Source organism: Pseudomonas sp. FW507-12TSA (genome assembly GCF_058781435.1).
Genome location: NZ_JBYSWT010000012.1, coordinates 104,561 through 129,210 on the forward strand (window position 1 = coordinate 104,561; position 24,650 = coordinate 129,210).

General features: G+C 64.3%; 22 protein-coding genes. 11 read left to right on the top strand and 11 right to left on the bottom strand.

Features of this window, described 5'->3' with window-relative positions; translation table 11 throughout:
• Positions 1 to 44 precede the first annotated feature (44 nt).
• Positions 45 to 1,277 carry an acyl-CoA dehydrogenase gene (locus AC3WK8_RS13685; protein WP_103325622.1) on the bottom strand — a complete coding sequence of 411 codons (1,233 nt, stop codon included), beginning with the start codon at positions 1,275 to 1,277 and terminating at the stop codon, positions 45 to 47.
• A 201-nt stretch (positions 1,278 to 1,478) separates the two neighbouring features.
• On the opposite strand from AC3WK8_RS13685, the gene AC3WK8_RS13690 reads away from it, so the two are divergent.
• The 3 genes from AC3WK8_RS13690 to AC3WK8_RS13700 all read left to right on the top strand — a co-directional run bounded on the left by AC3WK8_RS13690 (position 1,479) and on the right by AC3WK8_RS13700 (position 3,906).
• On the top strand, positions 1,479 to 2,414 hold the full coding sequence (locus AC3WK8_RS13690) for a LysR family transcriptional regulator (protein WP_085598502.1): 936 nt from the start codon (positions 1,479 to 1,481) through the stop codon (positions 2,412 to 2,414).
• Between the two features lie 128 nt (positions 2,415 to 2,542).
• The gene (locus AC3WK8_RS13695; protein ID WP_022639677.1) at positions 2,543 to 2,947 is read left to right on the top strand and encodes a MerR family transcriptional regulator; all 405 of its coding nucleotides are present in this window, start codon (positions 2,543 to 2,545) and stop codon (positions 2,945 to 2,947) included.
• Positions 2,948 to 3,006: 59 nt separating this feature from the next.
• A complete protein-coding gene (locus tag AC3WK8_RS13700; RefSeq protein WP_085598500.1) occupies positions 3,007 to 3,906 on the top strand; it encodes a hydroxymethylglutaryl-CoA lyase in 900 nt (299 codons plus the stop codon).
• 622 nt (positions 3,907 to 4,528) lie between these two features.
• On the opposite strand, the gene AC3WK8_RS13705 is transcribed toward AC3WK8_RS13700, so the two are convergent.
• Positions 4,529 to 6,232, bottom strand: coding sequence for an AMP-binding protein (locus AC3WK8_RS13705; protein WP_103325623.1), 1,704 nt, complete (start codon positions 6,230 to 6,232; stop codon positions 4,529 to 4,531).
• Positions 6,233 to 6,461: 229 nt separating this feature from the next.
• Here AC3WK8_RS13705 and AC3WK8_RS13710 point away from each other — a divergent pair, with 229 nt between their 5' ends.
• From AC3WK8_RS13710 to AC3WK8_RS13725, 4 genes are all read left to right on the top strand, one after another.
• Positions 6,462 to 7,625, top strand: coding sequence for an isovaleryl-CoA dehydrogenase (locus AC3WK8_RS13710; RefSeq protein WP_022639680.1), 1,164 nt, complete (start codon positions 6,462 to 6,464; stop codon positions 7,623 to 7,625).
• Between the two features lie 116 nt (positions 7,626 to 7,741).
• The gene (locus tag AC3WK8_RS13715; RefSeq protein WP_053136674.1) at positions 7,742 to 9,349 is read left to right on the top strand and encodes a carboxyl transferase domain-containing protein; all 1,608 of its coding nucleotides are present in this window, start codon (positions 7,742 to 7,744) and stop codon (positions 9,347 to 9,349) included.
• A 17-nt stretch (positions 9,350 to 9,366) separates the two neighbouring features.
• Positions 9,367 to 10,182, top strand: a complete 816-nt coding sequence (locus AC3WK8_RS13720; RefSeq protein WP_085598495.1) for a gamma-carboxygeranoyl-CoA hydratase — start codon at positions 9,367 to 9,369, stop codon at positions 10,180 to 10,182.
• Positions 10,182 to 12,137 (top strand): acetyl/propionyl/methylcrotonyl-CoA carboxylase subunit alpha, encoded by a 1,956-nt coding sequence (locus AC3WK8_RS13725; protein WP_103325624.1) that lies wholly within the window; start codon positions 10,182 to 10,184, stop codon positions 12,135 to 12,137. The genes AC3WK8_RS13720 and AC3WK8_RS13725 overlap by 1 nt, the downstream gene beginning before the upstream one ends.
• A gap of 132 nt (positions 12,138 to 12,269) precedes the next feature.
• Here the strand turns inward: AC3WK8_RS13725 and AC3WK8_RS13730 are convergent, their stop codons facing one another.
• Positions 12,270 to 12,935, bottom strand: a complete 666-nt coding sequence (locus AC3WK8_RS13730; protein WP_103325625.1) for a LexA family protein — start codon at positions 12,933 to 12,935, stop codon at positions 12,270 to 12,272.
• A gap of 132 nt (positions 12,936 to 13,067) precedes the next feature.
• On the opposite strand from AC3WK8_RS13730, the gene AC3WK8_RS13735 reads away from it, so the two are divergent.
• Both AC3WK8_RS13735 and AC3WK8_RS13740 read left to right on the top strand, forming a co-directional pair.
• The gene (locus AC3WK8_RS13735) at positions 13,068 to 13,415 is read left to right on the top strand and encodes a DUF6124 family protein (RefSeq protein WP_031320150.1); all 348 of its coding nucleotides are present in this window, start codon (positions 13,068 to 13,070) and stop codon (positions 13,413 to 13,415) included.
• A gap of 480 nt (positions 13,416 to 13,895) precedes the next feature.
• Complete coding sequence (locus AC3WK8_RS13740; protein ID WP_085598491.1) at positions 13,896 to 15,050, top strand: M14 family metallopeptidase; 1,155 nt, start codon at positions 13,896 to 13,898, stop codon at positions 15,048 to 15,050.
• Between the two features lie 45 nt (positions 15,051 to 15,095).
• On the opposite strand, the gene AC3WK8_RS13745 is transcribed toward AC3WK8_RS13740, so the two are convergent.
• Entirely contained in the window at positions 15,096 to 15,542 is a 447-nt protein-coding gene (locus AC3WK8_RS13745) for a winged helix-turn-helix transcriptional regulator (protein ID WP_053136683.1), read from the bottom strand.
• A 100-nt stretch (positions 15,543 to 15,642) separates the two neighbouring features.
• Between AC3WK8_RS13745 and AC3WK8_RS13750 the strand changes: the two genes are divergently transcribed.
• Positions 15,643 to 16,872 carry an MFS transporter gene (locus tag AC3WK8_RS13750; protein ID WP_103325627.1) on the top strand — a complete coding sequence of 410 codons (1,230 nt, stop codon included), beginning with the start codon at positions 15,643 to 15,645 and terminating at the stop codon, positions 16,870 to 16,872.
• 3 nt (positions 16,873 to 16,875) lie between these two features.
• Here AC3WK8_RS13750 and AC3WK8_RS13755 read toward each other — a convergent pair whose 3' ends face one another.
• From AC3WK8_RS13755 to AC3WK8_RS13785, 7 genes are all read right to left on the bottom strand, one after another.
• Entirely contained in the window at positions 16,876 to 17,880 is a 1,005-nt protein-coding gene (locus AC3WK8_RS13755; RefSeq protein ID WP_085598489.1) for a Csu type fimbrial protein, read from the bottom strand.
• 28 nt (positions 17,881 to 17,908) lie between these two features.
• The gene (locus AC3WK8_RS13760; protein WP_085598487.1) at positions 17,909 to 20,266 is read right to left on the bottom strand and encodes a fimbria/pilus outer membrane usher protein; all 2,358 of its coding nucleotides are present in this window, start codon (positions 20,264 to 20,266) and stop codon (positions 17,909 to 17,911) included.
• Positions 20,267 to 20,382: 116 nt separating this feature from the next.
• Positions 20,383 to 21,174 carry a fimbrial biogenesis chaperone gene (locus tag AC3WK8_RS13765; protein ID WP_085598485.1) on the bottom strand — a complete coding sequence of 264 codons (792 nt, stop codon included), beginning with the start codon at positions 21,172 to 21,174 and terminating at the stop codon, positions 20,383 to 20,385.
• A gap of 46 nt (positions 21,175 to 21,220) precedes the next feature.
• On the bottom strand, positions 21,221 to 21,721 hold the full coding sequence (locus AC3WK8_RS13770; protein WP_085598483.1) for a Csu type fimbrial protein: 501 nt from the start codon (positions 21,719 to 21,721) through the stop codon (positions 21,221 to 21,223).
• A gap of 4 nt (positions 21,722 to 21,725) precedes the next feature.
• Positions 21,726 to 22,262: a Csu type fimbrial protein gene (locus AC3WK8_RS13775; RefSeq protein WP_085598481.1), complete on the bottom strand. Its 537-nt coding sequence runs from the start codon at positions 22,260 to 22,262 to the stop codon at positions 21,726 to 21,728.
• A gap of 20 nt (positions 22,263 to 22,282) precedes the next feature.
• Positions 22,283 to 22,816 carry a Csu type fimbrial protein gene (locus AC3WK8_RS13780; protein WP_085598479.1) on the bottom strand — a complete coding sequence of 178 codons (534 nt, stop codon included), beginning with the start codon at positions 22,814 to 22,816 and terminating at the stop codon, positions 22,283 to 22,285.
• Positions 22,817 to 22,919: 103 nt separating this feature from the next.
• Entirely contained in the window at positions 22,920 to 23,420 is a 501-nt protein-coding gene (locus tag AC3WK8_RS13785; protein WP_178088036.1) for a Csu type fimbrial protein, read from the bottom strand.
• 438 nt (positions 23,421 to 23,858) lie between these two features.
• On the opposite strand from AC3WK8_RS13785, the gene AC3WK8_RS13790 reads away from it, so the two are divergent.
• Entirely contained in the window at positions 23,859 to 24,473 is a 615-nt protein-coding gene (locus AC3WK8_RS13790) for a hypothetical protein (RefSeq protein WP_103325629.1), read from the top strand.
• Positions 24,474 to 24,650: the final 177 nt, after the last annotated feature.

Genomic DNA, 24,650 nt, shown 5'->3' on the forward strand with positions numbered 1-24,650 from the left:
CGCAGCCTGCCGATGCCGCCACCGGCAGGCTCTGGGAGCAGCTATCAGTGCCCGCCGCTGCGCATCAGTTCCCGGGGCACGTATTTGCCGATCTCGTACTTGCCGATTGCCGCCCGGTGCACTTCATCCGGGCCGTCGGCCAGGCGCAGGGTACGCTGCATCGCATACATGTAGGCCAGCGGGAAGTCATTGGAAACACCGGCCCCGCCATGGATCTGGATCGCCCGGTCGATCACCCGCAGGGCCACGTTCGGCGCCACCACCTTGATCTGGGCGATCTCGCTCTTGGCCACCTTGTTACCGACGGTATCCATCATGTAGGCGGCCTTGAGGGTCAGCAGGCGCGCCATGTCGATCTCCATCCGCGAGTCGGCGATCTTGTCAATGTTGCCCCCCAGCCGCGCCAGTGGCTTGCCGAACGCGGTACGGTTCACCGAACGCTTGCACATCAATTCCAGGGCGCGCTCGGCCATGCCGATCGAGCGCATGCAGTGGTGGATGCGGCCCGGGCCCAGGCGCCCCTGGGCGATCTCGAAGCCCCGGCCCTCGCCCAGCAGCACGTTTTCATAGGGCACGCGGACGTTGTCGAACACCACCTCGGCGTGACCGTGGGGAGCGTCGTCGTAACCGAACACCGGCAGCGGGCGGATGATCTTCACCCCGGGGGTGTCCACCGGCACCAGGATCATCGAGTGCTGCTGGTGGCGCGGCGCATCCGGGTTGCTCAGGCCCATGAAGATCAGGATCTTGCAGCGCGGATCGCATGCGCCCGAGGTCCACCATTTCTTGCCGTTGATCACCCACTCGTCGCCATCGCGCACCGCCCGGGCCGCCATGTTGGTGGCGTCGGACGAGGCCACGTCCGGCTCGGTCATGGCGAAGGCCGAACGGATCTCGCCACGCAACAACGGCTGCAACCAGCGCTGCTTCTGTTCCTGGTTGGCATAACGCACCAGTACTTCCATGTTGCCGGTGTCGGGGGCCGAGCAGTTGAACGGTTCCGGACCGAGCATCGAGCGCCCCATGATTTCCGCCAGCGGCGCGTATTCCAGGTTGGTCAGCCCGGCCCCCAGCTCGGACTCGGGCAGGAACAGGTTCCACAACCCTTCGGCCTGGGCCTTGAGCTTGAGCTCTTCCATGATGGCGGTCGGCTGCCAGCGGTCGCCTTCGGCAACCTGGCGCTCGAAGACCGCTTCAGCCGGATAAACATAGGCATCCATGAACGCGGTGACGCGCTCACGCAGTTCCTGGACCTTGGGGGAATAGGCGAATTCCATGGGCAGCTCTACCTCTGTGAAAACGGGTGTGGAGGGACTGAAATCGATGCTAGTTCAGCTACGAAAATTTACCTAGCCTATTCTCAGCATGTATTAACATTCATCACCGATATATGATCGGCTGATTCTGCAGGCTTCCAAGCCGCCCCCTCACGTGCCCCAATGGCCCCTCTGCGAGGCCAACAATAAGAGTGCAGCGCCATGAATCTGAGCAAGGTCGACCTCAACCTCTTCATCGTTTTCGACGCGATCTACACCGAAGCCAATCTGACCCGCGCCGGCCAGATCGTCGGCATCACCCAGCCGGCGGTGTCCAACGCCCTGGCCCGCCTGCGCGAAACCTTCAATGACCCGCTGTTCGTCCGGACCGCCCAGGGCATGGTGCCGACTCCCATGGCGCAGAACATCATCGGGCCGGTGCGCAACGCCCTGTCGCTGCTGCGGGTCTCGGTCCAGGAGAGCCGGATCTTCAACCCCCTGCAGGCGGTGAAGACCTACCGCATCAGCATGACCGACCTGACCGAGGCGGTGATCCTGCCGCCGCTGTTCCAGCGCTTGCGGCGCCTGGCACCAACGGTGGCGATCGAGAGCTTCCTCTCCAAGCGCCGGGAAACCACCAAGGAACTGGCGGCCGGACGCCTGGATTTCGCCGTGGATGCGCCGCTCAACACCGACCCCCAGGTGCGTCACGTCAAGCTCATGGAAGACCGTTATGTCTGCGCCATGCGCAAGGGCCATCCGCTGGCGGGCAAGGAAAAGTTCACCCTGGACGACTACCTGTCCCTGACCCATATCCATATTTCCAGCCGTCGCAGCGGCCTCGGCCATGTGGACCTGGCCCTGGGCAAGATGGGCATCCAGCGCAAGATCGCCCTGCGCTCCCAGCATTACTTGATGGCCTCCCTGGTCTTGCAGCAGACCGACATGGTCATGACCGTGCCGGCGCGTTTTGCAAGACGCCACGACTTGCAGGCCTTCAACCTGCCGGTCAACGACGTGCCGCCAGTGGAAACCCATCTCTATTGGCACGAAAGCACCGACCAGGACCCGGCCAACCGCTGGATGCGCGAGCAGATGATCGAGCTGTGCCAGCAGGTCGCCGCTCACGAGAAAAAACTCGACCAGCAAGCAGTCTGAACGCGAACCGCCGGCGGATCCGCTTCCGGGCCGGGCCGCCAGGAGCGTACCTTCGATGCAAGGGCATTGCTTGACGTATACGTCAACCTGCCTTTAGCTTAGCGCCAAGTCCTACCTTGAGCGCCTCCATGAGCAGCCAGACCTACAGCATTTCCGACCTCGCCCGCGAGCTCGACATCACCACCCGGGCCATTCGCTTCTATGAGGAGCAAGGCCTGCTGGCCCCCGAGCGCCGGGGCCAGGAGCGCATCTATTCGCCACGGGACAAGGTCAGTCTGAAACTGATCCTGCGGGGCAAGCGCATCGGCTTCTCCCTGGCCGAATGCCGCGAACTGATCGAGCTCTACGACCCTTCCAGCGGCAATCTCAAGCAACTGCACAGCATGCTGGCCAAGATCGCCGAGCGCCGCGAACAGCTCGAACAGCAACTACTGGACATCGAACAGATGAAACTGGAACTGGATACCGCCGAGGAGCGCTGCACCCAGGCGCTGCAACAGACCCTCCAGAGTCAGAACAACACCGCCCAATGACGCCCGCGACCACCCGGTGCGCAGCGCTCCCAGTCATCACTTGAGAGAAGGTGAACCCCATGTCCCTCCCCAGCCATGTACGCCTGGTCGAAGTCGGCCCCCGCGACGGCCTGCAGAACGAAGCCCAGCCCATCAGCGTCGACGACAAGGTGCGCCTGGTGGACGCCCTGACCGAGGCCGGCCTGGGCTATATAGAAGTCGGCAGTTTCGTCTCGCCCAAGTGGGTGCCGCAGATGGCCGGCTCGGCCGAAGTGTTCGCCCGCATCCAGCGCAAGCCGGGGGTGGTCTACGGCGCCCTGGCACCGAACCTGCGCGGTTTCGAGGATGCCCTGGCGGCCGGGGTCAAGGAAGTCGCGGTATTCGCCGCCGCCTCGGAAGCCTTCTCCCAGCGCAACATCAATTGCTCCATCAGCGAGAGCCTGGAACGCTTCGCGCCGATCATGGAGGCCGCCCGGCAGCACGGCATCAGCGTGCGCGGCTATGTGTCCTGCGTGCTGGGCTGTCCGTATGAAGGATCGATCGCCCCCGAACAAGTGGCCCTGGTGGCCCGCGAGCTGTACACCATGGGCTGCTACGAAGTGTCCCTGGGCGACACCATAGGTACCGGCACCGCCGGCGCTACCCGGCGGATGTTCGAAGCAGTGTCCGCGAATGTCCCACGGGACAAGCTGGCCGGGCACTTCCACGACACCTATGGCCAGGCCCTGGCCAATATCTACGCCAGCCTGCAAGAAGGCATCGCGGTGTTCGACAGCTCCGTGGCCGGGCTGGGCGGCTGTCCCTATGCCAAGGGCGCCAGCGGTAACGTCGCCACCGAGGACGTGCTTTACCTGCTCGACGGCCTGGGGATCCACACCGGTATCGACATGGACCGCCTGATCGCAGCCGGTAACCGCATCAGCGAAGTGCTCGGCCGGGCCACCGGCTCGCGGGTGGCCAAGGCGCGCAGTGCCAGCTGAGCAGAGTGTGCGGCCGGTGTGTTACCGGCCGCTCTGGAATGGGGCGGGAACGAGTAACACGGAAACAGTTTGTTGATTTTTTTGCGGAACAGATTGTCCTACAAAATCATTAAACCATTGATTTTAAAGAAATTTAAAAAGTTGGCACGGCTTCTGCTATCTCTATGGCATAACAAGAATAAAAAGCTGCAAACCTAATAAAAATAAGACGAAACGACTCTGACATAACAAAAACAACACGGCAGAGACGCAGCTAACAGATTTTTTTGGAGAAGGTGCACTGTGCGGGACGGCTTGCAAGAGCCATCCGCAATCGGTCAGAGAACAATAAAACTACCCTCGAGGTAGCTCCCGAACCGGTTGGATCGCCTTGGCGACACATTGGATCAGCGCTCAAAAAAATACGTTTGCTCTTGATCCCGGATGGGGATCGCCCAAAACAGCGGTAAAGGGCCACGGTCGACAAAAACAACAACAGGCCGACCCTCAATAATAAAAAAAGAGCACGCAACGACAAATTAAAGGGGAGCCTCGGCTCCCCTTTGTGCTTCCTGCCTTTCGTGTTTTGCACCCTGCCCGCCCCAGCTGCGTGCACCGGGACCGATGCACGCACCCAAGACGATCAGCCCCTGCCCAGGTGCTCGCGCAGTTCCTCGGCGCTGATTTCCCGCATGCGGAATTTCTGGATCTTGCCGGTGACGGTCATCGGGAACTCCTCGACGAACTTGAAGTAACGCGGCGTCTTGAAGTGCGCGATGCGCTCCTTGCACCAGGCCTGCAACTCCAGTTCGTTGGCCGCGTGTCCGGGATGGAACTTGATCCAGGCCACGATCTCCTCGCCGTAACGGGCGCATGGCACCCCCACCACCTGTACATCGGCCACCGCCGGATGGGTGAAGAAGAACTCCTCCAGCTCCCGCGGATAGATGTTCTCGCCACCGCGGATGATCATGTCCTTGTTACGCCCGGCAATGCACACGTAGCCCTGCGGGTTCATGGTGGCCAGGTCGCCGGTGTGCATCCAGCCGGCCGGGTCGATGGACTCCCGGGTGCCTTCGGGATTGTTCCAGTAGCCGAGCATCACGCTGTAGCCCCGGGTACAGAGCTCGCCGATGGTGCCTCGCGGCACCACGTTGCCGGCCTCGTCGATGATCTTGCTTTCCAGGTGCGGCTGGGTCCGGCCCACGGTGGTCACCCGCAGTTCCAGCTCGTCGGCAGGTCCGGTCTGCAGCGACACCGGGCTGGTCTCGGTCATGCCGTAGGCGATCTGCACCTGGCTCATGTGCATCTCGCTGATCACCCGGCGCATCACTTCGATCGGACAGGTGGCGCCAGCCATGATCCCGGTGCGCAGGCTCGCCAGATCGAACTCGTGGCGCCGGGGCTGGTCGAGCATGGCGATGAACATGGTAGGCACGCCATACAGCGCGGTGGCCCGCTCCTCGGCCACGGCCCCCAGGGTCAGCAGCGGGTCGAAGGCATCGTTGGGATAGATCATGGTGCTGCCATGGGTGATGCAACCCAGGTTGCCCATGACCATGCCGAAGCAGTGATACAACGGCACCGGGATCACCAGCCGATCGGCGGCGGTGAGGCCCAGGCTCTCACCGACCATGTAGCCGTTGTTGAGGATGTTGTAGTGGCTCAGGGTCGCGCCCTTGGGGAAGCCGGTGGTGCCGGAGGTGTACTGGATATTCACTGGCTGGTCGAAATCCAGGCTGTCCTGGCGGGCCTGCAACTGCTCGGCGCTGGCGCCGGCGGCCAGGTCGCTGAGCTGCGACCACGGCAGGAAGCCCGACGGTGGCCGGGCGTCCAGGCTGATCACCCCGCGCAACTCTGGCAGCAGCTGACTGTGCAACTGGCCAATGGACTGTTCGGCCAGTTCCGGCAGCAACCCCTGGAGCATGCCGTGGTAATCGGAAGTCTTGAAGGCCCCGGCGCAGATCAGCCATTGGCAGCCGGACTGCTTGAGCACGTACTCCAGTTCGGCGGCGCGATAGGCCGGGTTGATGTTCACCAGGATGACACCGATCTTGGCGCTGGCGAACTGGGCAATGCACCACTGGGCACAATTGGGGGCCCAGATCCCCAGGCGGTCGCCAGTATTGAGCCCCAGGGCCAGCATGGCCCGGGCATGCAGGTCGACCGTCTCGCGCAGTTGCTGCCAGGTGTAGCGCAACTGCTGGTGGCGGACCACCAGCGCCTCGCCCTGGGGATGGGCGGCAACGGTGTTGTCGAAGGCCTGGCCAATGGTCTGCGCCAGCAAGGCGCGGTCTTGCGTACCACGGGTATAGCTGCGATCCGGCTGGGAACCCGAGTGTTCCATGACGCCCCCTATTGTCTTTATTAGTGGGTGTTCAGGAGCCAGGCCGATGGCGCGAACAAGCCGGGCTCCAAGCGAAAGCCCGGTTACTCTGGCGCAAGTTGACGTTTACGTAAAGGGTGATTGACAGCCATCCGAGGCAGGTTTACGTTAACGTAAAGGTGAGAGCCTGGCAGCGCTGCTCTCCGCGTCTCGTTCCCTCGACAAAAACAAATTTTGAAGGTGCCCCGCCATGAGTTACCCGACCCTGAACTTCGCCCTCGGTGAAACCATCGACATGCTGCGTCAACAAGTCCAGGCCTTCGTCAAGGCGGAACTGGCGCCCCGGGCGGCACAGATCGACGCCGACAACCTGTTCCCCGCCGACATGTGGCGCAAGTTCGGCGACATGGGCCTGCTGGGCATCACCGTGCCGGAAGAATACGGCGGTGCCGGCCTGGGTTACCTGGCCCATGTGGTGGCCATGGAGGAAATCAGCCGCGGCTCGGCCTCGGTGGCCCTGTCCTACGGCGCCCACTCCAACCTGTGCGTCAACCAGATCAACCGCAACGGCAACCACGAGCAAAAGAGCAAGTACCTGCCCAAGCTGATCAGCGGCGAGCACATCGGCGCCCTGGCCATGAGCGAACCCAACGCCGGCTCCGACGTGGTGTCGATGAAGCTGCGCGCCGACAAGCGCGGCGACCGCTTCGTACTCAACGGCAGCAAGACCTGGATCACCAACGGCCCCGACGCCAACACCTATGTGATCTACGCCAAGACCGACCTGGAAAAGGGTCCCCACGGCATCACCGCGTTCATCGTCGAGCGTGACTGGAAAGGCTTCAGCCGCAGCAACAAGTTCGACAAGCTGGGCATGCGCGGTTCCAACACCTGCGAGCTGTTCTTCGATGACGTCGAAGTGCCGGAAGAGAACGTGCTGGGCGCAGTCAACGGCGGCGTGCGGGTCCTGATGAGCGGCCTGGACTACGAGCGCGTGGTGCTCTCCGGCGGCCCGACCGGGATCATGCAGGCCTGCATGGACCTGGTGGTGCCCTACATCCACGACCGCAAGCAATTCGGCCAGAGCATCGGCGAGTTCCAGCTGATCCAGGGCAAGATCGCCGACATGTACACCCAGCTCAACGCCAGCCGCGCCTACCTGTACGCCGTGGCCCAGGCTTGCGAGCGTGGCGAGACCACCCGCAAGGATGCCGCCGGGGTGATCCTCTACTCCGCAGAACGTGCGACCCAGATGGCCCTGGATGCGATCCAGATCCTGGGTGGCAACGGCTACATCAACGAATTCCCGGCCGGCCGCCTGCTACGCGACGCCAAGCTCTACGAGATCGGTGCCGGCACCAGCGAAATCCGCCGCATGTTGATCGGCCGCGAACTGTTCAACGAAACCCGCTGAAGCAGCTTCAAGCAGAAAGCTACAAGCAGCAAGACAAACAGCGATGCGCGCTTGCAGCCACAACACTGAACATTCTTGCAGCTTGAAGCTTGAGGCTTGATTCTGCGCGAGGAGTCATGATGATCCTGAAGTCACAGTTGAACACTAAATCACCAGAGTTCGCGCAAAACTGGAGCGCCATGGCGGCCCAGGTCGACGCCCTCCATACCCTGCTGGCCCAGGTCCAGCAAGGCGGCGGCGCCAAGGCCCAGGAACGCCATACCTCACGCGGCAAGCTGCTGCCCCGCGAGCGGATCAACCGCCTGCTCGACCCCGGTTCGCCGTTCCTGGAGGTCAGCCCGCTGGCGGCCTACGAGGTCTACGGCGAGGACGTGCCCGCTGCCGGGGTGATCGCCGGTATCGGCCGGGTAGAAGGCGTGGAGTGCATGATCGTGGCCAACGACGCCACGGTCAAAGGCGGCTCCTACTACCCGCTGACCGTGAAAAAACACCTGCGCGCGCAGACCATCGCCCTGCAGAACCGCCTGCCATGCATCTATCTGGTGGACTCCGGCGGCGCCAACCTGCCCCGCCAGGACGAAGTGTTCCCGGATCGCGAGCACTTCGGGCGGATCTTCTTCAACCAGGCCAACATGAGCGCCCAGGGCATCCCGCAGATCGCCGTGGTCATGGGCTCCTGCACCGCCGGCGGCGCCTACGTACCGGCCATGGCCGACGAAGCGATCATGGTCCGCGAGCAAGCCACTATCTTCCTCGCCGGCCCGCCGCTGGTGAAGGCCGCCACCGGCGAGGTGGTGAGCGCCGAGGACCTGGGCGGTGCCGACGTGCACTGCAAGGTTTCCGGCGTGGCCGACCACTATGCCGAGAGCGATGAGCACGCCCTGGCCCTGGCGCGCCGTAGCGTGGCCAACCTCAACTGGCACAAGCAGGGCCAGTTGCAGCAACGCACGCCGATCGCCCCGCTGTATGCCCGGGATGAGCTGTATGGCGTGGTGCCGGCCGATCCCAAGCAGCCGTTCGACGTGCGCGAAGTCATCGCGCGCCTGGTGGACGGTTCGTTGTTCGATGAATTCAAGGCGCTGTTCGGCACCACCCTGGTGTGCGGCTTCGCCCACCTGCACGGCTACCCGGTGGCGATCCTGGCCAACAATGGCATCCTGTTCGCCGAGGCCGCGCAAAAAGGCGCGCACTTCATCGAACTGGCGTGCCAGCGCGGCATCCCGCTGTTGTTCCTGCAGAACATCACCGGCTTCATGGTGGGGCAGAAATACGAGGCCGGCGGCATCGCCAAGCATGGCGCCAAGCTGGTGACGGCGGTGGCCTGCGCCCAGGTGCCGAAATTCACCGTGATCATCGGTGGCAGCTTCGGTGCCGGTAACTACGGCATGTGCGGCCGCGCCTACGATCCACGCTTCTTGTGGATGTGGCCCAACGCGCGGATCGGCGTGATGGGTGCCGAGCAGGCCGCCGGCGTGCTGGTACAGGTCAAGCGCGAGCAGGCGGAACGTAGCGGACAGGGGTTCGACGCGACCCAGGAAGCCCAGATCAAGCAACCGATCCTCGACCAGTACGAGCACCAGGGGCACCCCTACTACTCCAGCGCCCGGCTGTGGGACGACGGCGTCATCGACCCGGCGCAGACCCGCGAGGTGCTGGCCCTGGCGTTGTCCGCGTCCCTCAACGCCCCTATCGAACAGAGCCGTTTCGGCGTGTTCCGCATGTAATCCTGCGCGAGAAGATCATGAGCGATTTCAATACCCTGGAACTGCTGCGCGACCCTCGTGGCTTCGCCACCTTGTGGCTCAGCCGTGAAGAAAAGAACAACGCCTTCAACGCCGAGATGATCCGCGAGCTGATCCTGGCCCTGGACCAGGTGCAAGGCGATCCCAGCCTGCGCTTCCTGCTGCTGCGCGGCCGTGGCCGGCATTTCAGCGCCGGCGCCGACCTGGCCTGGATGCAGCAGTCGGCCGAGCTGGACTACAACACCAACCTCGACGACGCCCGGGAACTGGCGGAGTTGATGTACAACCTGGCCAAGCTGAAGATCCCGACCCTGGCCGTGGTGCAAGGTGCGGCCTTCGGCGGCGCCCTGGGCCTGATCAGCTGCTGCGACATGGCCATCGCCAGCGACGACGCACAATTCTGTTTGTCGGAAGTGCGCATCGGCCTGGCCCCGGCGGTGATCAGCCCGTTCGTGGTCCAGGCCATCGGCGAACGCGCTGCCCGGCGCTATGCCTTGACCGCCGAGCGCTTCGACGGCCCGCGTGCGCGGGACATCGGCCTGCTGGCCGAGAGCTACCCGGCGGCAGATCTGGAACAGCACGTCACCCGCTGGATCGACAACCTGCTGCTCAACAGCCCCCAGGCCATGCGTGCCAGCAAGGACCTGTTGCGCGAAGTGGGCAACGGCGCCCTGACCACCGCCCTGCGACGCTATTGCGAGAACGCCATCGCGCGGATCCGCGTCAGCCCCGAAGGACAGGAAGGCCTGCGGGCGTTCCTGGAGAAACGCCCGCCCAGCTGGCAGACCGAGACCACGACCAAGGAGTCCCGCTGATGAGCGCGCCGATCCTAGATACCCTGCTGGTGGCCAACCGTGGCGAGATCGCCTGCCGCGTGATGCGCACCGCCAAGGCCCTGGGCCTGACCACCGTGGCCGTGCACAGCGCCACCGACCGCGATGCCCGCCACAGCCGTGAAGCGGATATCCGCGTGGACCTGGGCGGCAGCAAGGCCAGCGAAAGCTACCTGCAGATCGACAAGCTGATCGCCGCCGCCAAGGCCAGCGGCGCCCAGGCCATCCACCCCGGTTATGGCTTTCTTTCCGAGAACGCCGGTTTCGCCCGGGCCATCGAGGCTGCCGGGCTGATCTTCCTCGGCCCACCGGCATCGGCCATCGACGCCATGGGCAGCAAGTCGGCGGCCAAGGCCCTGATGGAAACCGCCGGTGTGCCGCTGGTGCCGGGCTACCACGGCGAGGCCCAGGACCTGGAAACCTTCCGCAGCGCCGCCGAGCGCATCGGCTATCCGGTGCTGCTCAAGGCCACCGCCGGTGGCGGCGGCAAGGGCATGAAGGTGGTGGAAGACGTCAGCCAGCTGGCCGAAGCCCTGGCCTCGGCCCAGCGTGAAGCACAGTCGTCGTTCGGCGATTCGCGGATGCTGGTGGAAAAATACCTGCTAAAGCCCCGGCACGTGGAGATCCAGGTCTTTGCCGACCAGCACGGCAACTGCCTGTACCTCAACGAGCGCGACTGCTCGATCCAGCGTCGCCACCAGAAAGTGGTGGAAGAAGCCCCGGCCCCCGGCTTGAGCGCCGAGCTGCGCAAGGCCATGGGCGAGGCTGCGGTACGGGCGGCCCAGGCTATCGGCTACGTCGGCGCCGGCACCGTGGAATTCCTGCTCGACGCCCGCGGCGAATTCTTCTTCATGGAGATGAACACCCGCCTGCAGGTGGAACACCCGGTCACCGAGGCCATCACCGGCCTGGACCTGGTGGCCTGGCAGATCCGCGTGGCCCGTGGCGAAACCCTGCCCATGACCCAGGGCCAGGTACCACTGCTGGGCCATGCCATCGAAGTGCGCCTGTACGCCGAGGACCCGGGCAACGACTTCCTGCCGGCCACCGGCCGCCTGGAGCTGTATCGTGAATCCGCCAATGGCCCTGGCCGGCGCGTGGACAGCGGCGTCGAGGAAGGCGACAGCGTATCGCCGTTCTACGACCCGATGCTGGGCAAGCTGATCGCCTGGGGCGAGGACCGCGAACAGGCTCGCCTGCGCCTGCTGAGCATGCTCGACGAGTTCGCCATCGGCGGCCTGAAGACCAACCTGGCGTTCCTGCGCCGAATCATCGCCCACCCGGCCTTCGCCGAGGCCCAACTGGATACCGGCTTCATTCCGCGTTACCAGGAGCAACTGCTGCCGGCGGCCCGCGAGCTGGACGAGGACTTCTGGCAGGCTGCGGCCCAGGCCTACAGCCAGAGCCTGGTGCGGCGCGAGCGCCAGGACGATCCGCATTCGCCCTGGGCGGCGGTCGATGGCTGGCGCAGCGGCTTGCCGGCGCAGGTCGCCCTGCACCTGAGCGCCGACGGCCAGGACCGGGCCATCAACCTGCAGACCCTTGGCGCCGACCACCGCCTGCAGGGTGAACGCCTGCTGGTGGAGCATCAGGGCGTGCGCCGCGAGCACCGGGCCATCCGTCGCGGCGACACCCTCTACCTGCACTGGCAGGGCGAGATGCACAGCATCACGACCTACGACCCGATCGTCGCGGCCGACGCCAGCCACAGCCAGCACGGCGGCCTCACCGCCCCCATGAACGGCAGTATTGTCCGGGTCCTGGTGGAAGCCGGGCAAAGCGTCGAAGCCGGCGCGCAACTGGTGGTGCTCGAGGCCATGAAGATGGAACACAGCATCCGCGCGCCCCACGCCGGTATCGTCAAGGCGCTGTATTGCCAGGAAGGCGAGATGGTCAGCGAAGGCAGTGCACTGGTGGAACTGGAACAGCCAGCCTGATGGGCAAGGCCCGCCGCCAGGCGGGCTGCGCGAACGCTGCGACCACCACCGCAGCCATGGGCTAGCCCCGGATGCAAAAAGCCCCTTCCTGAAACCAGGAAGGGGCTTTGTCGACTGAGGGCGCCTGCGTCTTCAGAACTTCGCGGTCGCTTGCACCACCACGCCGATGATCCGGCACTCATCGCTGTAGAGCATCTTCGGGTACGTCGGGTTGAGCGGCGCCAGGTACCGCTGGCCGCCCTCCTGCACCAACTTGCGAAAGAGCGCCTCGGCGCTGCCGGGACACTGCACGACCACCAGCTTGCCAGGCTCGGCCGCGATGGCCGGGTCCACCAGGATCAGCATGCCCTGGCTGATGCTCATGCCGCTGGGCGCGATCATCGCGTCCCCCACCACCATCAGCCAGAACGCCGCGCCCTGGGCCTGGTAGTCGGACAATTCGTAGCGCTCCGGCACATAGCTCGGCTGGCCATCCTCACGGACTTCGCCGGCGGTGCGCCAATCACTGACCGGATAACGGAAGTACGGGTTGTACCTATCCACCAGCGAAGGTTCCTGCTCCAGGGGCTCGCCATCGTCATTGACCAAGGGTTTTTCGCGGACCACCAGCACCACTTCGAGAAAGCCCATGCCGATCTCTTCCAGCACCCGGTTCATGTCTTCGATCTTGGGCTGGCGCCGCTTGCTCAACCAATGGCCAATGCCGCCCTGGGACATGCCCAGGCGCTCGGCAAGCTTCTCCTGCGTGACCTTGCGGCCTTTCATGTTGGCCTTGACCAACTCGATCCATTTATCCATGGGCGGAACAATACGTTGTGTATTTTCCGCCTCAACACACAAGTTGTAGTATTTGAAATGGCGTCACAATTACAATAAGTATTAATCTGTGCCTGCCCCCTCTTTTCATTTTCTCAAGACAAGGCAGAACCCATGAACACAAGCAGCAAGGACGTGCCGGAACTCGATACAGAGGCCACATTCAGCTCACTTGCGGGCAAGCATGCAATGCGACGAGCAATGGACCACCCTATGGAGCCGCCCCACGGCAGCATCAACAAGGAGGAGAAATTCTTCGAGATAAGAAGCAGCCTCAGCAGCGAGGAAGCCATGATCCATGCCTCCGACCTGCTGCGCTGCGCGGCCGCCACCGCCTACGACGCGGCCGACAACCTGCATGGGCCCAATCGGGACCTGGCGTTCTCGGTGGTGCATATGATCGATCTGGCCAAGGCCCTGGTGGACAAGTCCCTGGAAGGCCAGCGGCATGAAATCGCTTGAAATGCAGACACCCCGCCAGCCCGAAACGGGTGCAGGGCAATCCAGGATGAAAAAAAATTCGAGCAGGCAGGGAAAAACGTTTGACTTGCAAATGATAATGATTATTATTGCAAGCAACTGATCGCGAGATCGGTCGATGATCCAAAGGACCTTAGGTCGGACCTCTGGATTATCTCCTCATCAGGCTAATCACGGTTTTTGACCCGGCTTTTTCGCCGGGTCTTTTTTTGCCAGTCATGCTGGCTTGGCTTCAGGCTAATGAAGACGTGGTGACGCAAAAATAATGGCGGCGATGATAGCAAAAGAATGCCCTTTTGCAAGCAAAGGGCCGTGCTGGAAGCCGCACAATTCCTAAAGTAGCGCTTGAGAATCAATCGCATACACACTAAGCTTCATCGGCGTCAAGGACGACGCCCCCCTTCTTTTACCCCCTTCGATGTGTAGAGTAGCGGTCACAACAATCCTGTTCAGGAACCGACCATGACCGTGGGCAATCACTCTTCTTTTCACATCAGCGCCGACTTCGACAGCGGCAACATCAACGTGCTGGACACCAGCAACCCGCTCCAGGTAGAGCTGGCCATTCGCCCTGATACCCAGAGCCCGCACTTCCAGTGGTTTCACTTCAAGGTCAGCGGCCTGCATGTCGGCCAGGAACACTGGTTCCGTCTGACCAATGCCAGCCAGTCTTCCTACAACAAGGCCTGGACCGGCTACCACGCCGTGGCCTCCTACGACCACGTGAACTGGTTTCGCGTCCCGACGATCTTCGAAGGCGACGCCCTGCGCTTCAATCTCGAAGCCACCCAGACCCACGCCTGGTTCGCCTACTTCGAACCCTACAGCCGTGGCCGTCACGACTGGCTGATCGACCAGGCCCTGACCAAGGCCGGCACCGAGTTGCTGGCCGTGGGCAAGAGCGTCGAAGGCCGTGACATCCAGTTGCTGCGCAAGGGCAGCGGCGCCCCCGGCCAGCGCAAGCTGTGGATCATCGCCCAGCAGCACCCCGGCGAGCACATGGCCGAGTGGTTCATGGAGGGCGTGATCGAACGCTTGCAACGCCACGACGATGCCGAGCTCAACGCCCTGCTGGCCAAGGCCGACCTGTACCTGGTACCGAACATGAACCCGGACGGCGCCTTCCACGGCCACTTGCGCACCAACGCCAAGGGCCAGGACCTGAACCGCGCCTGGCAGAACGCCAGCCAGGAGCTCAGCCCGGAAGTGCTGTTCGTCCAGCAGCAGATGGAACAGTACGGGGTCGACCTGTTCCTCGACGTCCATGGCGACGAGGAGATTCCCCATGTATTCACCGCCGGCTGTGAAGGCAACCCGGGCTACACCCCGCGCCTGGCCAAGCTCGAAGAACATTTTCGCAGCCACCTGAAGCACAAGACCCGGGACTTCCAGACCACCCACGGCTATACCCGCGACAATCCCGGCCAGGCCAACATGACCCTGGCCTGCAATGCCGTCGGGGAAAAATACGATTGCCTGGCGCTGACCCTGGAAATGCCGTTCAAGGACCACGACGACGCGCCCAACCCGCTCACCGGCTGGTCCGGCAAGCGCTCCATGCAGCTGGGCAAGGATGTGCTGAGCACCCTGGCCGACCTGGTGGACAGCCTGCGCTGAGCGCAACCCACGACTGCGCGAGCCACTCGCGCAGTCGTCGCGGTCTCAAGCCACCGGTATCCGCAGGCAGTCCTCCGGCCCCAGCAGCCGACCGTCGGCAGAACGCAGTTCCAGCGCCCGCAGCGGTTGCCGGGTCTGGCGATCCACCAGTTGCGAATGCGCCTCCCCTTCCTCGTAGAAAAACGCCTCGCCCCATTGGCGCAAGCCGATGATCAGCGGAAACAGGCCCTTGCCCTTATCCGTCAGCACGTACTCCTGGTAGGCGCTGCCGTCGGAAGCCGGCACCACATCCAACACCCCGTGCTCCACCAAGGTTCGCAGGCGCGCGGCGAGGATGTTCTTGGCCATGCCGAGGTTGCGCTGGAACTCGCCGAAACGGCGGATACCGTCGAAGGCATCGCGCACGATCAGCAACGACCACCAATCGCCGATGGCGTCGAGTGAGCGCGCCACCGGGCATTCAGCGTCTTGCAGGCGGGTGCGTTTGACCATGGTTGGGAAACTCCGATAAGCCCGGGAAACTGGTTGCAATATAAAACCAAAATTATTACCGTACAACTGGTTTCATAAAGCAACCAAAACGGAGCCTGCCATGCCTGCCGATTCGCCCACCATCGCCGCCTCGACGCTCTCATCCAAAGTGGTGCTGCTATTCGCCACCGCCTGCGGCCTGGCGGTCGGCAACGTCTACTACGCCCAGCCGCTACTGGACGCCATGGCCCAAAGCTTCGGCCTGGCCCCGGCCACCGTGGGCATCGTCATCACGCTGACCCAGGTGGGCTACGGCCTGGGCCTGCTGTTGCTGGTCCCCCTGGGCGACCTGCTCGACCGCCGCCGGCTCATCGTCACCCAGACCCTGCTCTCGGTGCTGGCGCTGCTGGTCGTGGCCCTGGCGCCGAACGGTACCTGGCTGCTGCTGGGCATGGCGGGCGTCGGCTTGCTGGCGGTGGTGACCCAGGTCCTGGTGGCCTACGCCGCCAACCTGGCGCAACCGGAACAACGCGGGCGGGTAGTCGGCGTGGTCACCAGTGGCGTGGTACTGGGTATCCTGCTGGCGCGTACCGTGGCCGGGGGCATGGCCGACCTGGCGGGCTGGCGTTCGGTGTACCTGCTGTCCGCCGGACTGACCCTGATGGTGGCCCTGGCCCTGTGGCGGGTCTTGCCGGCCGTGCAGCGACCAGCGGCAGCCCAGGGCTACCTGCAACTGCTGGGTTCGCTGCTGTGCTTGTTCAAGGAGGAGAAGATCCTGCGTGACCGGGCCGTGCTGGCCATGCTGATCTTCGCCGCGGCCACCACCCTATGGACGCCGCTGGTGCTGCCCCTGAGCGCCCCGCCGCTGTCGCTCAGTCACACCCAGATCGGCCTGTTCGGCCTGGCCGGGGCCGCCGGCGCCCTGGGTGCGGCACGGGCCGGACAGCTGGCCGACCGGGGCCTGGCGCAATGGACCAGCGGCCTGGCCCTGGGCCTGATGCTGCTCTGCTGGATCCCCATCGGCCTGACCCAATGGTCGCTGTGGGCCCTGCTGGCTGGGGTAATCGGCCTCGACCTGGGCCTGCAGGCCGTGCATGTCACCAGCCAGAGCCTGATCTACAGTGTGCGACCCGAGGCCCAGAGTCGCCTGGCGGCCGGCTACATGCTGTTCTACTCCATCGGCAGCGCCGCGGGCTCCATCGCCGCCACCAGTACCTACGCCTGGGCCGGCTGGACCGGCGTCTGCCTGCTGGGCGCGGGCATCAACGCGATAGCGCTGGGCTACTGGCTGTGGAGCCTGGCCCCGCAGCGCCCGCGCGCCAGCCAGCCCTGCCCGCTGGAAAGCGCCTGACGCTCAGAAACCCACGTCCAGCACCACGTTATCCAGGTAGGTACCGGCCGGCGGCGTGCTCTGGTCGGTATAGATCCTGGCGTTGTAGTTGAACACCTGGCTGCCGGTGCCCAGGCCGTTGCCGGGGTTGACCTCGGCATCGGTACTGGAACGCCGGGCGCTGCCGACGCTGCCCCAGCGGGTGGTTCCGGCGCTCTTGAAGATGTCGTAGGCCAGGAAGTTGCCGCCGGAGACCATGCGCCGCCGACCGCCAACGCTGATCGGGTTCTGGCCGTCGCTCAAGCCCACGGTGTAGGCGCTGCCCTTGGTACAGGCCAGGTTGATGGTCTGCCCGCTGACCGTGGCAAAGGCGCTGATCACCGGTGCGCTGCCGAAGCTGATGTTGGGTGCGGTGATCACGCAGTCGTTGGACACCGTCATGTTCACCGTGAGGCTCTGGGTGCCGCTGCCCACATCCCGCCCCAGGCAGATACCCAGGGCACCGATCCCCGAGCAATAGTTCCAGCTCCAGAAGATGCTCAGGTTCTCGGTATAGACCCCCGCCGCGACATTGCCGCCGGTGACGGTGCCCAGGTAGATCGGTACCGTCTTGGCCACCGTGGGGCTGCCCAGCAGGCCCAGCAGGTCGATGATCGAATTGCGCGCGAAGTCGAAGGCCACGCCCCGGGTGATGGGATAGCTGGTGCTGTTGTTGGCATACAGGGTGTAGTTGATGACATCGCCGGTGGGCCCGACCATGCCACTGGTACTGGAGGTGATGGTGGCGTAGAAGTGGTCGGTGGTGACCAGCAGCGACAACAGCGAGCCGGTGCACCGCAGCCCGGCATTGGTGGTGGAGGCCGGTTGCGAGGTGGTGCGCACCAGGATCGAGCTGACGGTGCCGAACGCCGCAGGGGTGGTGCTGACCGTGGAACAGAGCGCCAGGGCCGGCAGGGCCAGCAGCCAGGCCAGCAAGCCCAGGCCCCATCGTCCCCATGCCCGGCCCCGGCCGGCCTTGAATCCATTCATCTGTCGTCCTCCTGTGGTGGCTACGCGGCTACTGGCAAGCCAGTGGGCCGATCAGCGGGATCTGCTGTTGCTCCAGGTCGATGTCGAACTGCGCCTGGCAATGGCTGCCATCGGCCAGGCCGACCTCCAGGGTGTTATGCGCCGAGAGGTTCTCCAGGTACACCAGGCCATCCCAGCCGACCACCGCCCGCGCCCCGCTCTGCTGGTGGATGACGCTACTGCCCAGGGGCAGTTCCTGCTGGCGAGCGTCCACCAGGACGATGCTCGCGGCGATCACCCGGGTCAGCGGGAACTCCAGCAGGTAGCCGCTGCCACGGCGCACCGCGACCCTTTGCTCGACGTTCGGGCTCTGCACATTGGCCGGCAGGTTCAATGGATCGATCTCATACTTGCCCCGGTAGTAGGCGCTGCTCCAGGGCACCAGCAGGTGGCCATTCTGGTCGGTCTGGCCCACCAGCTGGTTCTCGTAGCGCACCGGGATGTCCTTGTAGCCACCGGTGCTGACCACCACGAAGGCATCGTCGATACGGTTGGCGGCGAACACCTCGCGGTCCATCCAGACCAGCGAACCGCTGGCATCGGCCCAGCGCGTCTCGGCCTCGCGAGTGCCGTAGACCCCGGCTTGCAGGCGCACCGACTGCAAGCGCCAGGTCAGGTCGGCCTGGCGGTAGTCCGGGCCATCGCCGGTGGCGTAGCCGAGGTTGTAGCCCAGCCCGCCCTCCAGCGGCACCGAGCGGCTGAAGTTGACCCGCTGGCGGTTTTCCCCGGCCTTGCTGCGCTCGTTGCTCAAGCTCAGGCTGCCATACATGTCGAAGGGCACCACCAACTGGGCCTGCATCGCCCACTGGCGTTCGCCGATCTCGCGGTTGGCCGACAGGTAGAAACTGCTGTTGCGCCACAGCGGTTTGCTCCAGGTCAGGTTCAGCAGCCGGGTGCGGGTCGAATCGGCGGCGCGCACGTCGAAGTAACCGGCGCCGAGGCTGCCGAAACGCTCCAGGTTCAGGCTCAGGGTCAATTGCTCGCTGCGCTGGCTGAGGCTGGTGTAGGGGCTATCCACCACCGTCAGGTCGGCGTACCGGTCGCGGCGCTGCACGCGCTGGTAGGACAGGCTGTAGCGCTGGCTACTGTACTGGTAGCCGAAGCTCAGTTGCTGGCCGCCATTGCCGTCGAAGCGGCTCTGGCTGAAGGCGGTGTTGAGGATCCCGAACTGGCCCAGCCGCAGGTTGCCGCCGAGCCCGCCCAGGGCCAGGGACTGCGAGGCCTCGGCATGGCTTTCCAGGGTCAGGCTGTCGCTCAGGCCGTGGCGCAGGCTGGCGGAGGTCACGCCGGGGCCGTAGCCGAAGTCCCGCAGGGTGTAGTCGCGACGCAAGGTACCGGCGGCCACCGAGAAGTCCGTCAGGCCCTTCTGCAACAGGTTGCTGGTGACATAGAACGGCACGGTGGTGGACACCTGGCGTCCCAGGGCATCGGTGGTGACCACCACCGCCTCCCCCGCACCGTTGATGAAGGGAATGTTGGTCAGGGTGTAGGGCCCAGGTTGCAGTTCGGCGCTGCTGGCCTTGTAGCCATTGATGAACAGGTCCACCGAGCTGGGCACTGCCGCTTCCCCGGCGAACTGCGGCAAGGGATAGGTCACCAGGTCCGGGCGCACGGCGAAGTCCCTGGACAACTGGACCCCGCCCAGGCGCACCGAGCTGCTCCAGGGCAAGGCGCCGCTGACCAGGTCGCCAGCCTCGTAGGTCAGCATGCGTTCGTCATCGGAGAAGCGCCAAGTGGTGTCGTAGCGCCGATAGCCGTTGTTCAGCGAAGCGCTGCGGGCCCCGGACAGGGTCCGCCGGTATTGCCCACTGTTGGAGAGCGTGCCCCAGCTATCGAACAGCCGCAGCTCGTTCCCCGCGGCCAGGTAGCTGCCGCCGTCGTCGGTGTCGTTGAAATAAAGGTCATAGTTGAGCAACGCGCCGAAGCTGCTCAGGGCCGGGGTCCGCGGATAGGCCTGGCGGCTGCCGATCAACTGCTCCGGCAACCAGTCCGGCGGTACGTTCAGCAACAGGCGCTGGCCCTGGCTGTCGTAATCGCTATGCAGCCCCGGCAAGGCTTCGAGATCGACTTCGCTCTCCAGTTGCTGCGCCAGCTTGATGCCCGTCTCGCGCAAGGCGCTGGCCGATATGAACAACCGCCCTGCACGTTGCTCCACCGCCACCACCTTGCCCGTATCCATCTGGTTGATCACCAACTCCAGGAACAGTTGCGCATCGGCCATCGACTCCAGGCTGCTGGGCGGTGGAGGCAGCTCGCCAGCCTGGATCGGGGCCGCCAGCAGCAAGCCCCACAAGCCAGCCAGCAGCCTTTTCCAGTACCAAGAGCGACGAGCCGGATCCTGGCTCATGAGCGGTTCAAGTCCATCCATGGACCTCTCCATCCCTGGGCGCATGGGCTAACGCCCGCGCCTCCGTCCTTGCCTCCTCCTTGCCGCCGACATCCGGGCGGCGATCTTCGCGCCGTTCAGCGTGAAGGTGGCAGGTCCTGGAACTGCGGCGCGCCATTGACCCGCAGTTGCAGGTTCGAATCGCCGGCCAGGGTTTCCGAGAGCGGCCAGCGCATCACCGCTCCAGGCAACACATAGCCCAACAGGCCCGGCGCCAGGGGGCGGTTCTGCCCGCCCTGCTTGAAGGCGACATCCGTCAGGCGGGCATGCACCGCGCCCTGGTTGCGCATTTCGAGGAAGGTCTTGCCATCGGCGTTCACCTTGCGCCAGCTGAGGTTGGGCACGCCGATGCTCTTGGGGTCCCTGGCCCGGGTGGTGTCTTCCTTGCTCCACAAGCCCGCACCATAGGCGAACAGCGGCACGGAATAACGCATCTGGAAACGAATCGCGGCCACACTCTTGGCATCGCTCTGGGGGCCTGGAGGGGTAGCGGAAGGGATTTCATCGATGATGATCCGATAGGCCAGCTCCTGGCCCGGCGGGATGTCCCGGGTACGGGTCAGGCGCACCAGCTGCTTTTGCCCGGGCTCGATCTTCGCCACCGGTGGGCTGCCGATCACATCCCGCTGGTTCTGGTACTGGTCGGCAAAATCGCTCTGGCTCCAGGCGAAGACCCGGATCTGCAGGTTGGCGGTCTCGCTGCCACGGTTCTCCAGCCACAACGCGCTGGCCTGCTGGTCGGCCTCCAGCACCGGGTCGATGGGCCAGATCAACACCGAACTGGCAGCCCAGGCTCCCGGGGCGCTGGACAACAGCCCGGCCAGTACCAGGTAACCGCAGGCCCGCAGGCCCCGTACAGATAAACGCATACTGCTACTCCTTGTCCGCCTGCCGGCTGGTCCTTGAATCGCCCCATCACCACGACAGCTGCACCTGCAGCACATCGCTGTATGTCCCCCCAGGCTGATTGCCCGGCAATTGCACCTGTCCATAGATCGGCAGGCTGATGTTATTGGCATCGCTGTAGGCCACCGCCACGCTCTGGCCGATCCCCAGGCTCTGGCTGTAGGCCGCATCCCGGAACAACTTGTAGGCAACCCGGGCGGTACCACTGGCAATCTGCATGTTCCGCCCGCCGTTGTTGTATTGGCCGCCGTCCACCGTCATGTTCAAGGTCACCCCCGGGGTGCACTGCAACTGCACGCCACCGGTCAGGGCCACGTTCACCGTGGCGGTGGACAACGCCGACTGCGTACCGAACGCCAGGCTGCCGTAGTTGCTCGCGCCCCCCACCACCAGGCATCCGGCAACGACGGTAGCACTGACCTGGAAACTCTGGCTGGTGGCCGCGGCGATCCAGCCGGGCCAGACAGCGGCACAGATCAGCGCCAGCAGCGCATGACCATGGCGAGCCATGGCATCAGAAGGTCAATTGCACGGACACCGTGTCGGTATAGGTGCCCGCTGGGAGCCCGGCCTTGCCCACTGCCTGGCCATAGATGTTGACCGTCTGGGCCACGCCGGTGCTCGGCGCCAGGGCGATCACCCCATTGATCGCCAGGATCTGCGAATGCCCGGCATCGGTATACAGGTCATAGGGCACGTAGTTGCCCACCCCGTCGTACAAGGCCCGGGTGCCGCCGGTGGACTTGCCGTCGTTGCTGCCGCCCTGCACGGTGATGCTCGGTGTGGTGCCGGCCGAACAGAGGATCGACAAGGCACCGCCACCGCCACCCAGCACCTGGCCGCTGGCGGTGGTGAACAGGCTGTTGGTGGTGCCGAAGTTCAGGGCCCCGAAGTTCAAGCCGGTGGTGCCGCCCACCCCGTTGACCTGGCAACTGCTGGTGAGGATCAGGGTCGAGGTGATCTGGCCGGTGACCGTGGTCGCCCCATGGGCCGTGGAGGCCATGAGCAGGCCCAGCAATGGCCAGCCGATTCGGGATACAAGCGCGTGCATGATGTACGTCCTCTCGTGGTTTACCAATCCAGCGTGATGGTCAGGGTGTCGGTGTAGACCCCTGCCGGAACCGCGCGGGTATTCGCGACCACCGAGCCGAACACCGGAATGGGGATCCGGCTGCCGCTGCTCACTGCGAAATTGCGCTGCTGGCCGATGCTGTAGCTATCGCTACCCGAGGCATCGACGAACAATCGATAAGGGATGGTCTGGCGGCCGTTGCTCAGGCGCCGGGTCGTGCCGTCGCCGTTGAGGCCGCCGTTGATGCTCACCGTGAAACCGGTGACCGAGGGATTGCAGGCCACCTGCAACTGGCCGTCGGCATCGTTGGTGAGGCTGGCCTTGATGGGGTTGACCCAGGTCGGCCCTTGCTGGCCGAAGTCGAGCATGCCCGGATCCGTGACGGGGTGGGTGGCGGAACCACCGCTGCTGACCTGGCAACTGGCGGTGATCACCAGGCGCGCCTGGATCTGCCCGCTGATGGCCGCTTGCGCATCCTCGACCACCAGGCACAGCGAACCCAGGGCGATGATCGTCCAGGCCTTGCCTTTCATTGCACCCATCCCGGTTCCATCAGGACTCCCACTTGAGCCGTGCACTTGCAGCGGCTGTTCCTGTTCTGCGCGAGATCCCCCGCGACAGCGTCGATGCCCCTGGCTACCAGGTCAGGGTCACCTTCAACACATCGGAATAACCCCCGGCCCGCGGAATCTCGGCCAAGGGCTCGATACGCCCGTACAAGGGCAGGTCCACCGTGCCGGAATCCGGCACCCGGCCACTGACCGGGACATTGACCGGCAACGGGATACGCCGCGCCGGGTCCTGGTAGAGGCGGTAAGGGATCGGCTTGCCGGCAGAATCAGCACCAGCCAGGTAGCGCACTTCGCCGACGCCGCCGTGCAGGCCGCCATCGATGCGCAACTGGTAGGGGGTATCGGGATTGCACTCCAGGCGTGGCTGGCGGCTGCCACCCAGCGCCGCACCCAATGGGCCGCGGGCGTCATCCAGGCGCGCGGTGGTGCCGAAGTCCAGGGTGCCGAGCTGGGCCGCCCCCGCCTCGCGCTGCTGCCCTACCAACTGGCAACCACGCGCCACATCGACCCGGACCTGCACCTGCAAGTCAGCGGCTCCTGCCGTTACGCCGAGCAATGCGCTCATGACTGCCAAACCCTTACATCCATTCAAGGCCTCGATTCCCTGATGAGAAGCATTAGCTGCCATGAGGTTAGCAACCCGGGCCAAAACCGCCAGTTTGCGTATTAATTTGCCCCAGGGCCCGCCCCAGGCACTTGCGCAACCACAGCCATGCCTTTTCGAGATCGCCGGACGACTGGATTTCCATTGATCAATTGGCTGCGGTGCTTTTAAGGTGGGCGCCCCGGAACCACCAGAGTCATCACCGTTGGCCGCTTTACCGCCAACACCTGCATCGATCCCATGGCGCTGGCGTTCTGCCAGGCCCGATCGGCAAACGGCAGCGCGCGCCGGGTCGACCCGGGATCACTTTCATCACAAGGCCCGGAACCTGGACTACACCCTGGGCCCTGGCCAGTTGCAGGAAGTCGGCCCCAAACATCCACTCGACCGAGTAGCCCCATGAGATCCATCACCGTTACCGAACTGGTCTGCCTGCACCTGCAGGATGCAACGCTCAAGCATTCATCGCTGTTTGGCCTGGAGCGTTTCTCTGCCGCTGAACTTGCGGCAAAAGGCTATGAACGAGTGGGCGATCCCCGGGACTTCCACCTGTATGAAAAAAACTGCGCGACACGCCATCACCAGCGAACACTGGAGGTGGGGTTCAAGTGCTACTTCCGTGATCGTCAGCTGGTCGGCAGTGGCTTCAGCCTGTCTCCCGGGGCCCGCCTGACGTCCATGCTCAAGTACAGGAAACGCCTCGCGGCACGGGACAACATTCCCCCTTCGCAACTGGCGTTTTATTTCTCGGGCGACAAGAAAGAAGGCGCCGTGATTCTCGATGACCGGCACGTAATGCGTTTCAACCAGTGGAGCCACCAGGGCGCCTACCTGATAGCGACACTGGAGAGCGACCTCGACCTGAGCAACCCGCTGGGCAGGACCTCCACCAAGGCGGTGAAAATGACCCTTGAACATCACAGCCTGGAATCGATGCGGGATGGCGCCAGGAATCCCAGGCATCCCGCGGCATTTCGCCAACTGGCTAAAGCACTGCACGATGCAAGCATTTGACGGGGAACAGATCGTCCCTCTGGCAGAAGCGCGTTAGTGCGCCATTCAAGATGGCCAGCCGCAGGTGCTATCGGCGTTTGACGTGAGCCTGGCCATTCATGCGCACAGTCTCGCAGAGCTGGACAGCGCTGGAGCAAAGGCCGGGGACCCGCCCCTTGCGCCCGATGACAGGGCCTT

Coding starts and splice junctions, on each gene's coding strand:
- AC3WK8_RS13700 (WP_085598500.1), top strand. CDS start 3,007: ATGTCCCTCCCCAGCCATGTACGCCTGGTCGAAGTCGGCCCCCGCGAC.
- AC3WK8_RS13730 (WP_103325625.1), bottom strand. CDS start 12,935: ATGGATAAATGGATCGAGTTGGTCAAGGCCAACATGAAAGGCCGCAAG.
- AC3WK8_RS13695 (WP_022639677.1), top strand. CDS start 2,543: ATGAGCAGCCAGACCTACAGCATTTCCGACCTCGCCCGCGAGCTCGAC.
- AC3WK8_RS13780 (WP_085598479.1), bottom strand. CDS start 22,816: ATGAAAGGCAAGGCCTGGACGATCATCGCCCTGGGTTCGCTGTGCCTG.
- AC3WK8_RS13705 (WP_103325623.1), bottom strand. CDS start 6,232: ATGGAACACTCGGGTTCCCAGCCGGATCGCAGCTATACCCGTGGTACG.
- AC3WK8_RS13785 (WP_178088036.1), bottom strand. CDS start 23,420: ATGAGCGCATTGCTCGGCGTAACGGCAGGAGCCGCTGACTTGCAGGTG.
- AC3WK8_RS13715 (WP_053136674.1), top strand. CDS start 7,742: ATGATGATCCTGAAGTCACAGTTGAACACTAAATCACCAGAGTTCGCG.
- AC3WK8_RS13735 (WP_031320150.1), top strand. CDS start 13,068: ATGAACACAAGCAGCAAGGACGTGCCGGAACTCGATACAGAGGCCACA.
- AC3WK8_RS13685 (WP_103325622.1), bottom strand. CDS start 1,277: ATGGAATTCGCCTATTCCCCCAAGGTCCAGGAACTGCGTGAGCGCGTC.
- AC3WK8_RS13765 (WP_085598485.1), bottom strand. CDS start 21,174: ATGCGTTTATCTGTACGGGGCCTGCGGGCCTGCGGTTACCTGGTACTG.
- AC3WK8_RS13750 (WP_103325627.1), top strand. CDS start 15,643: ATGCCTGCCGATTCGCCCACCATCGCCGCCTCGACGCTCTCATCCAAA.
- AC3WK8_RS13770 (WP_085598483.1), bottom strand. CDS start 21,721: ATGGCTCGCCATGGTCATGCGCTGCTGGCGCTGATCTGTGCCGCTGTC.
- AC3WK8_RS13740 (WP_085598491.1), top strand. CDS start 13,896: ATGACCGTGGGCAATCACTCTTCTTTTCACATCAGCGCCGACTTCGAC.
- AC3WK8_RS13775 (WP_085598481.1), bottom strand. CDS start 22,262: ATGCACGCGCTTGTATCCCGAATCGGCTGGCCATTGCTGGGCCTGCTC.
- AC3WK8_RS13790 (WP_103325629.1), top strand. CDS start 23,859: ATGAGATCCATCACCGTTACCGAACTGGTCTGCCTGCACCTGCAGGAT.
- AC3WK8_RS13720 (WP_085598495.1), top strand. CDS start 9,367: ATGAGCGATTTCAATACCCTGGAACTGCTGCGCGACCCTCGTGGCTTC.
- AC3WK8_RS13690 (WP_085598502.1), top strand. CDS start 1,479: ATGAATCTGAGCAAGGTCGACCTCAACCTCTTCATCGTTTTCGACGCG.
- AC3WK8_RS13755 (WP_085598489.1), bottom strand. CDS start 17,880: ATGAATGGATTCAAGGCCGGCCGGGGCCGGGCATGGGGACGATGGGGC.
- AC3WK8_RS13745 (WP_053136683.1), bottom strand. CDS start 15,542: ATGGTCAAACGCACCCGCCTGCAAGACGCTGAATGCCCGGTGGCGCGC.
- AC3WK8_RS13710 (WP_022639680.1), top strand. CDS start 6,462: ATGAGTTACCCGACCCTGAACTTCGCCCTCGGTGAAACCATCGACATG.
- AC3WK8_RS13760 (WP_085598487.1), bottom strand. CDS start 20,266: ATGAGCCAGGATCCGGCTCGTCGCTCTTGGTACTGGAAAAGGCTGCTG.
- AC3WK8_RS13725 (WP_103325624.1), top strand. CDS start 10,182: ATGAGCGCGCCGATCCTAGATACCCTGCTGGTGGCCAACCGTGGCGAG.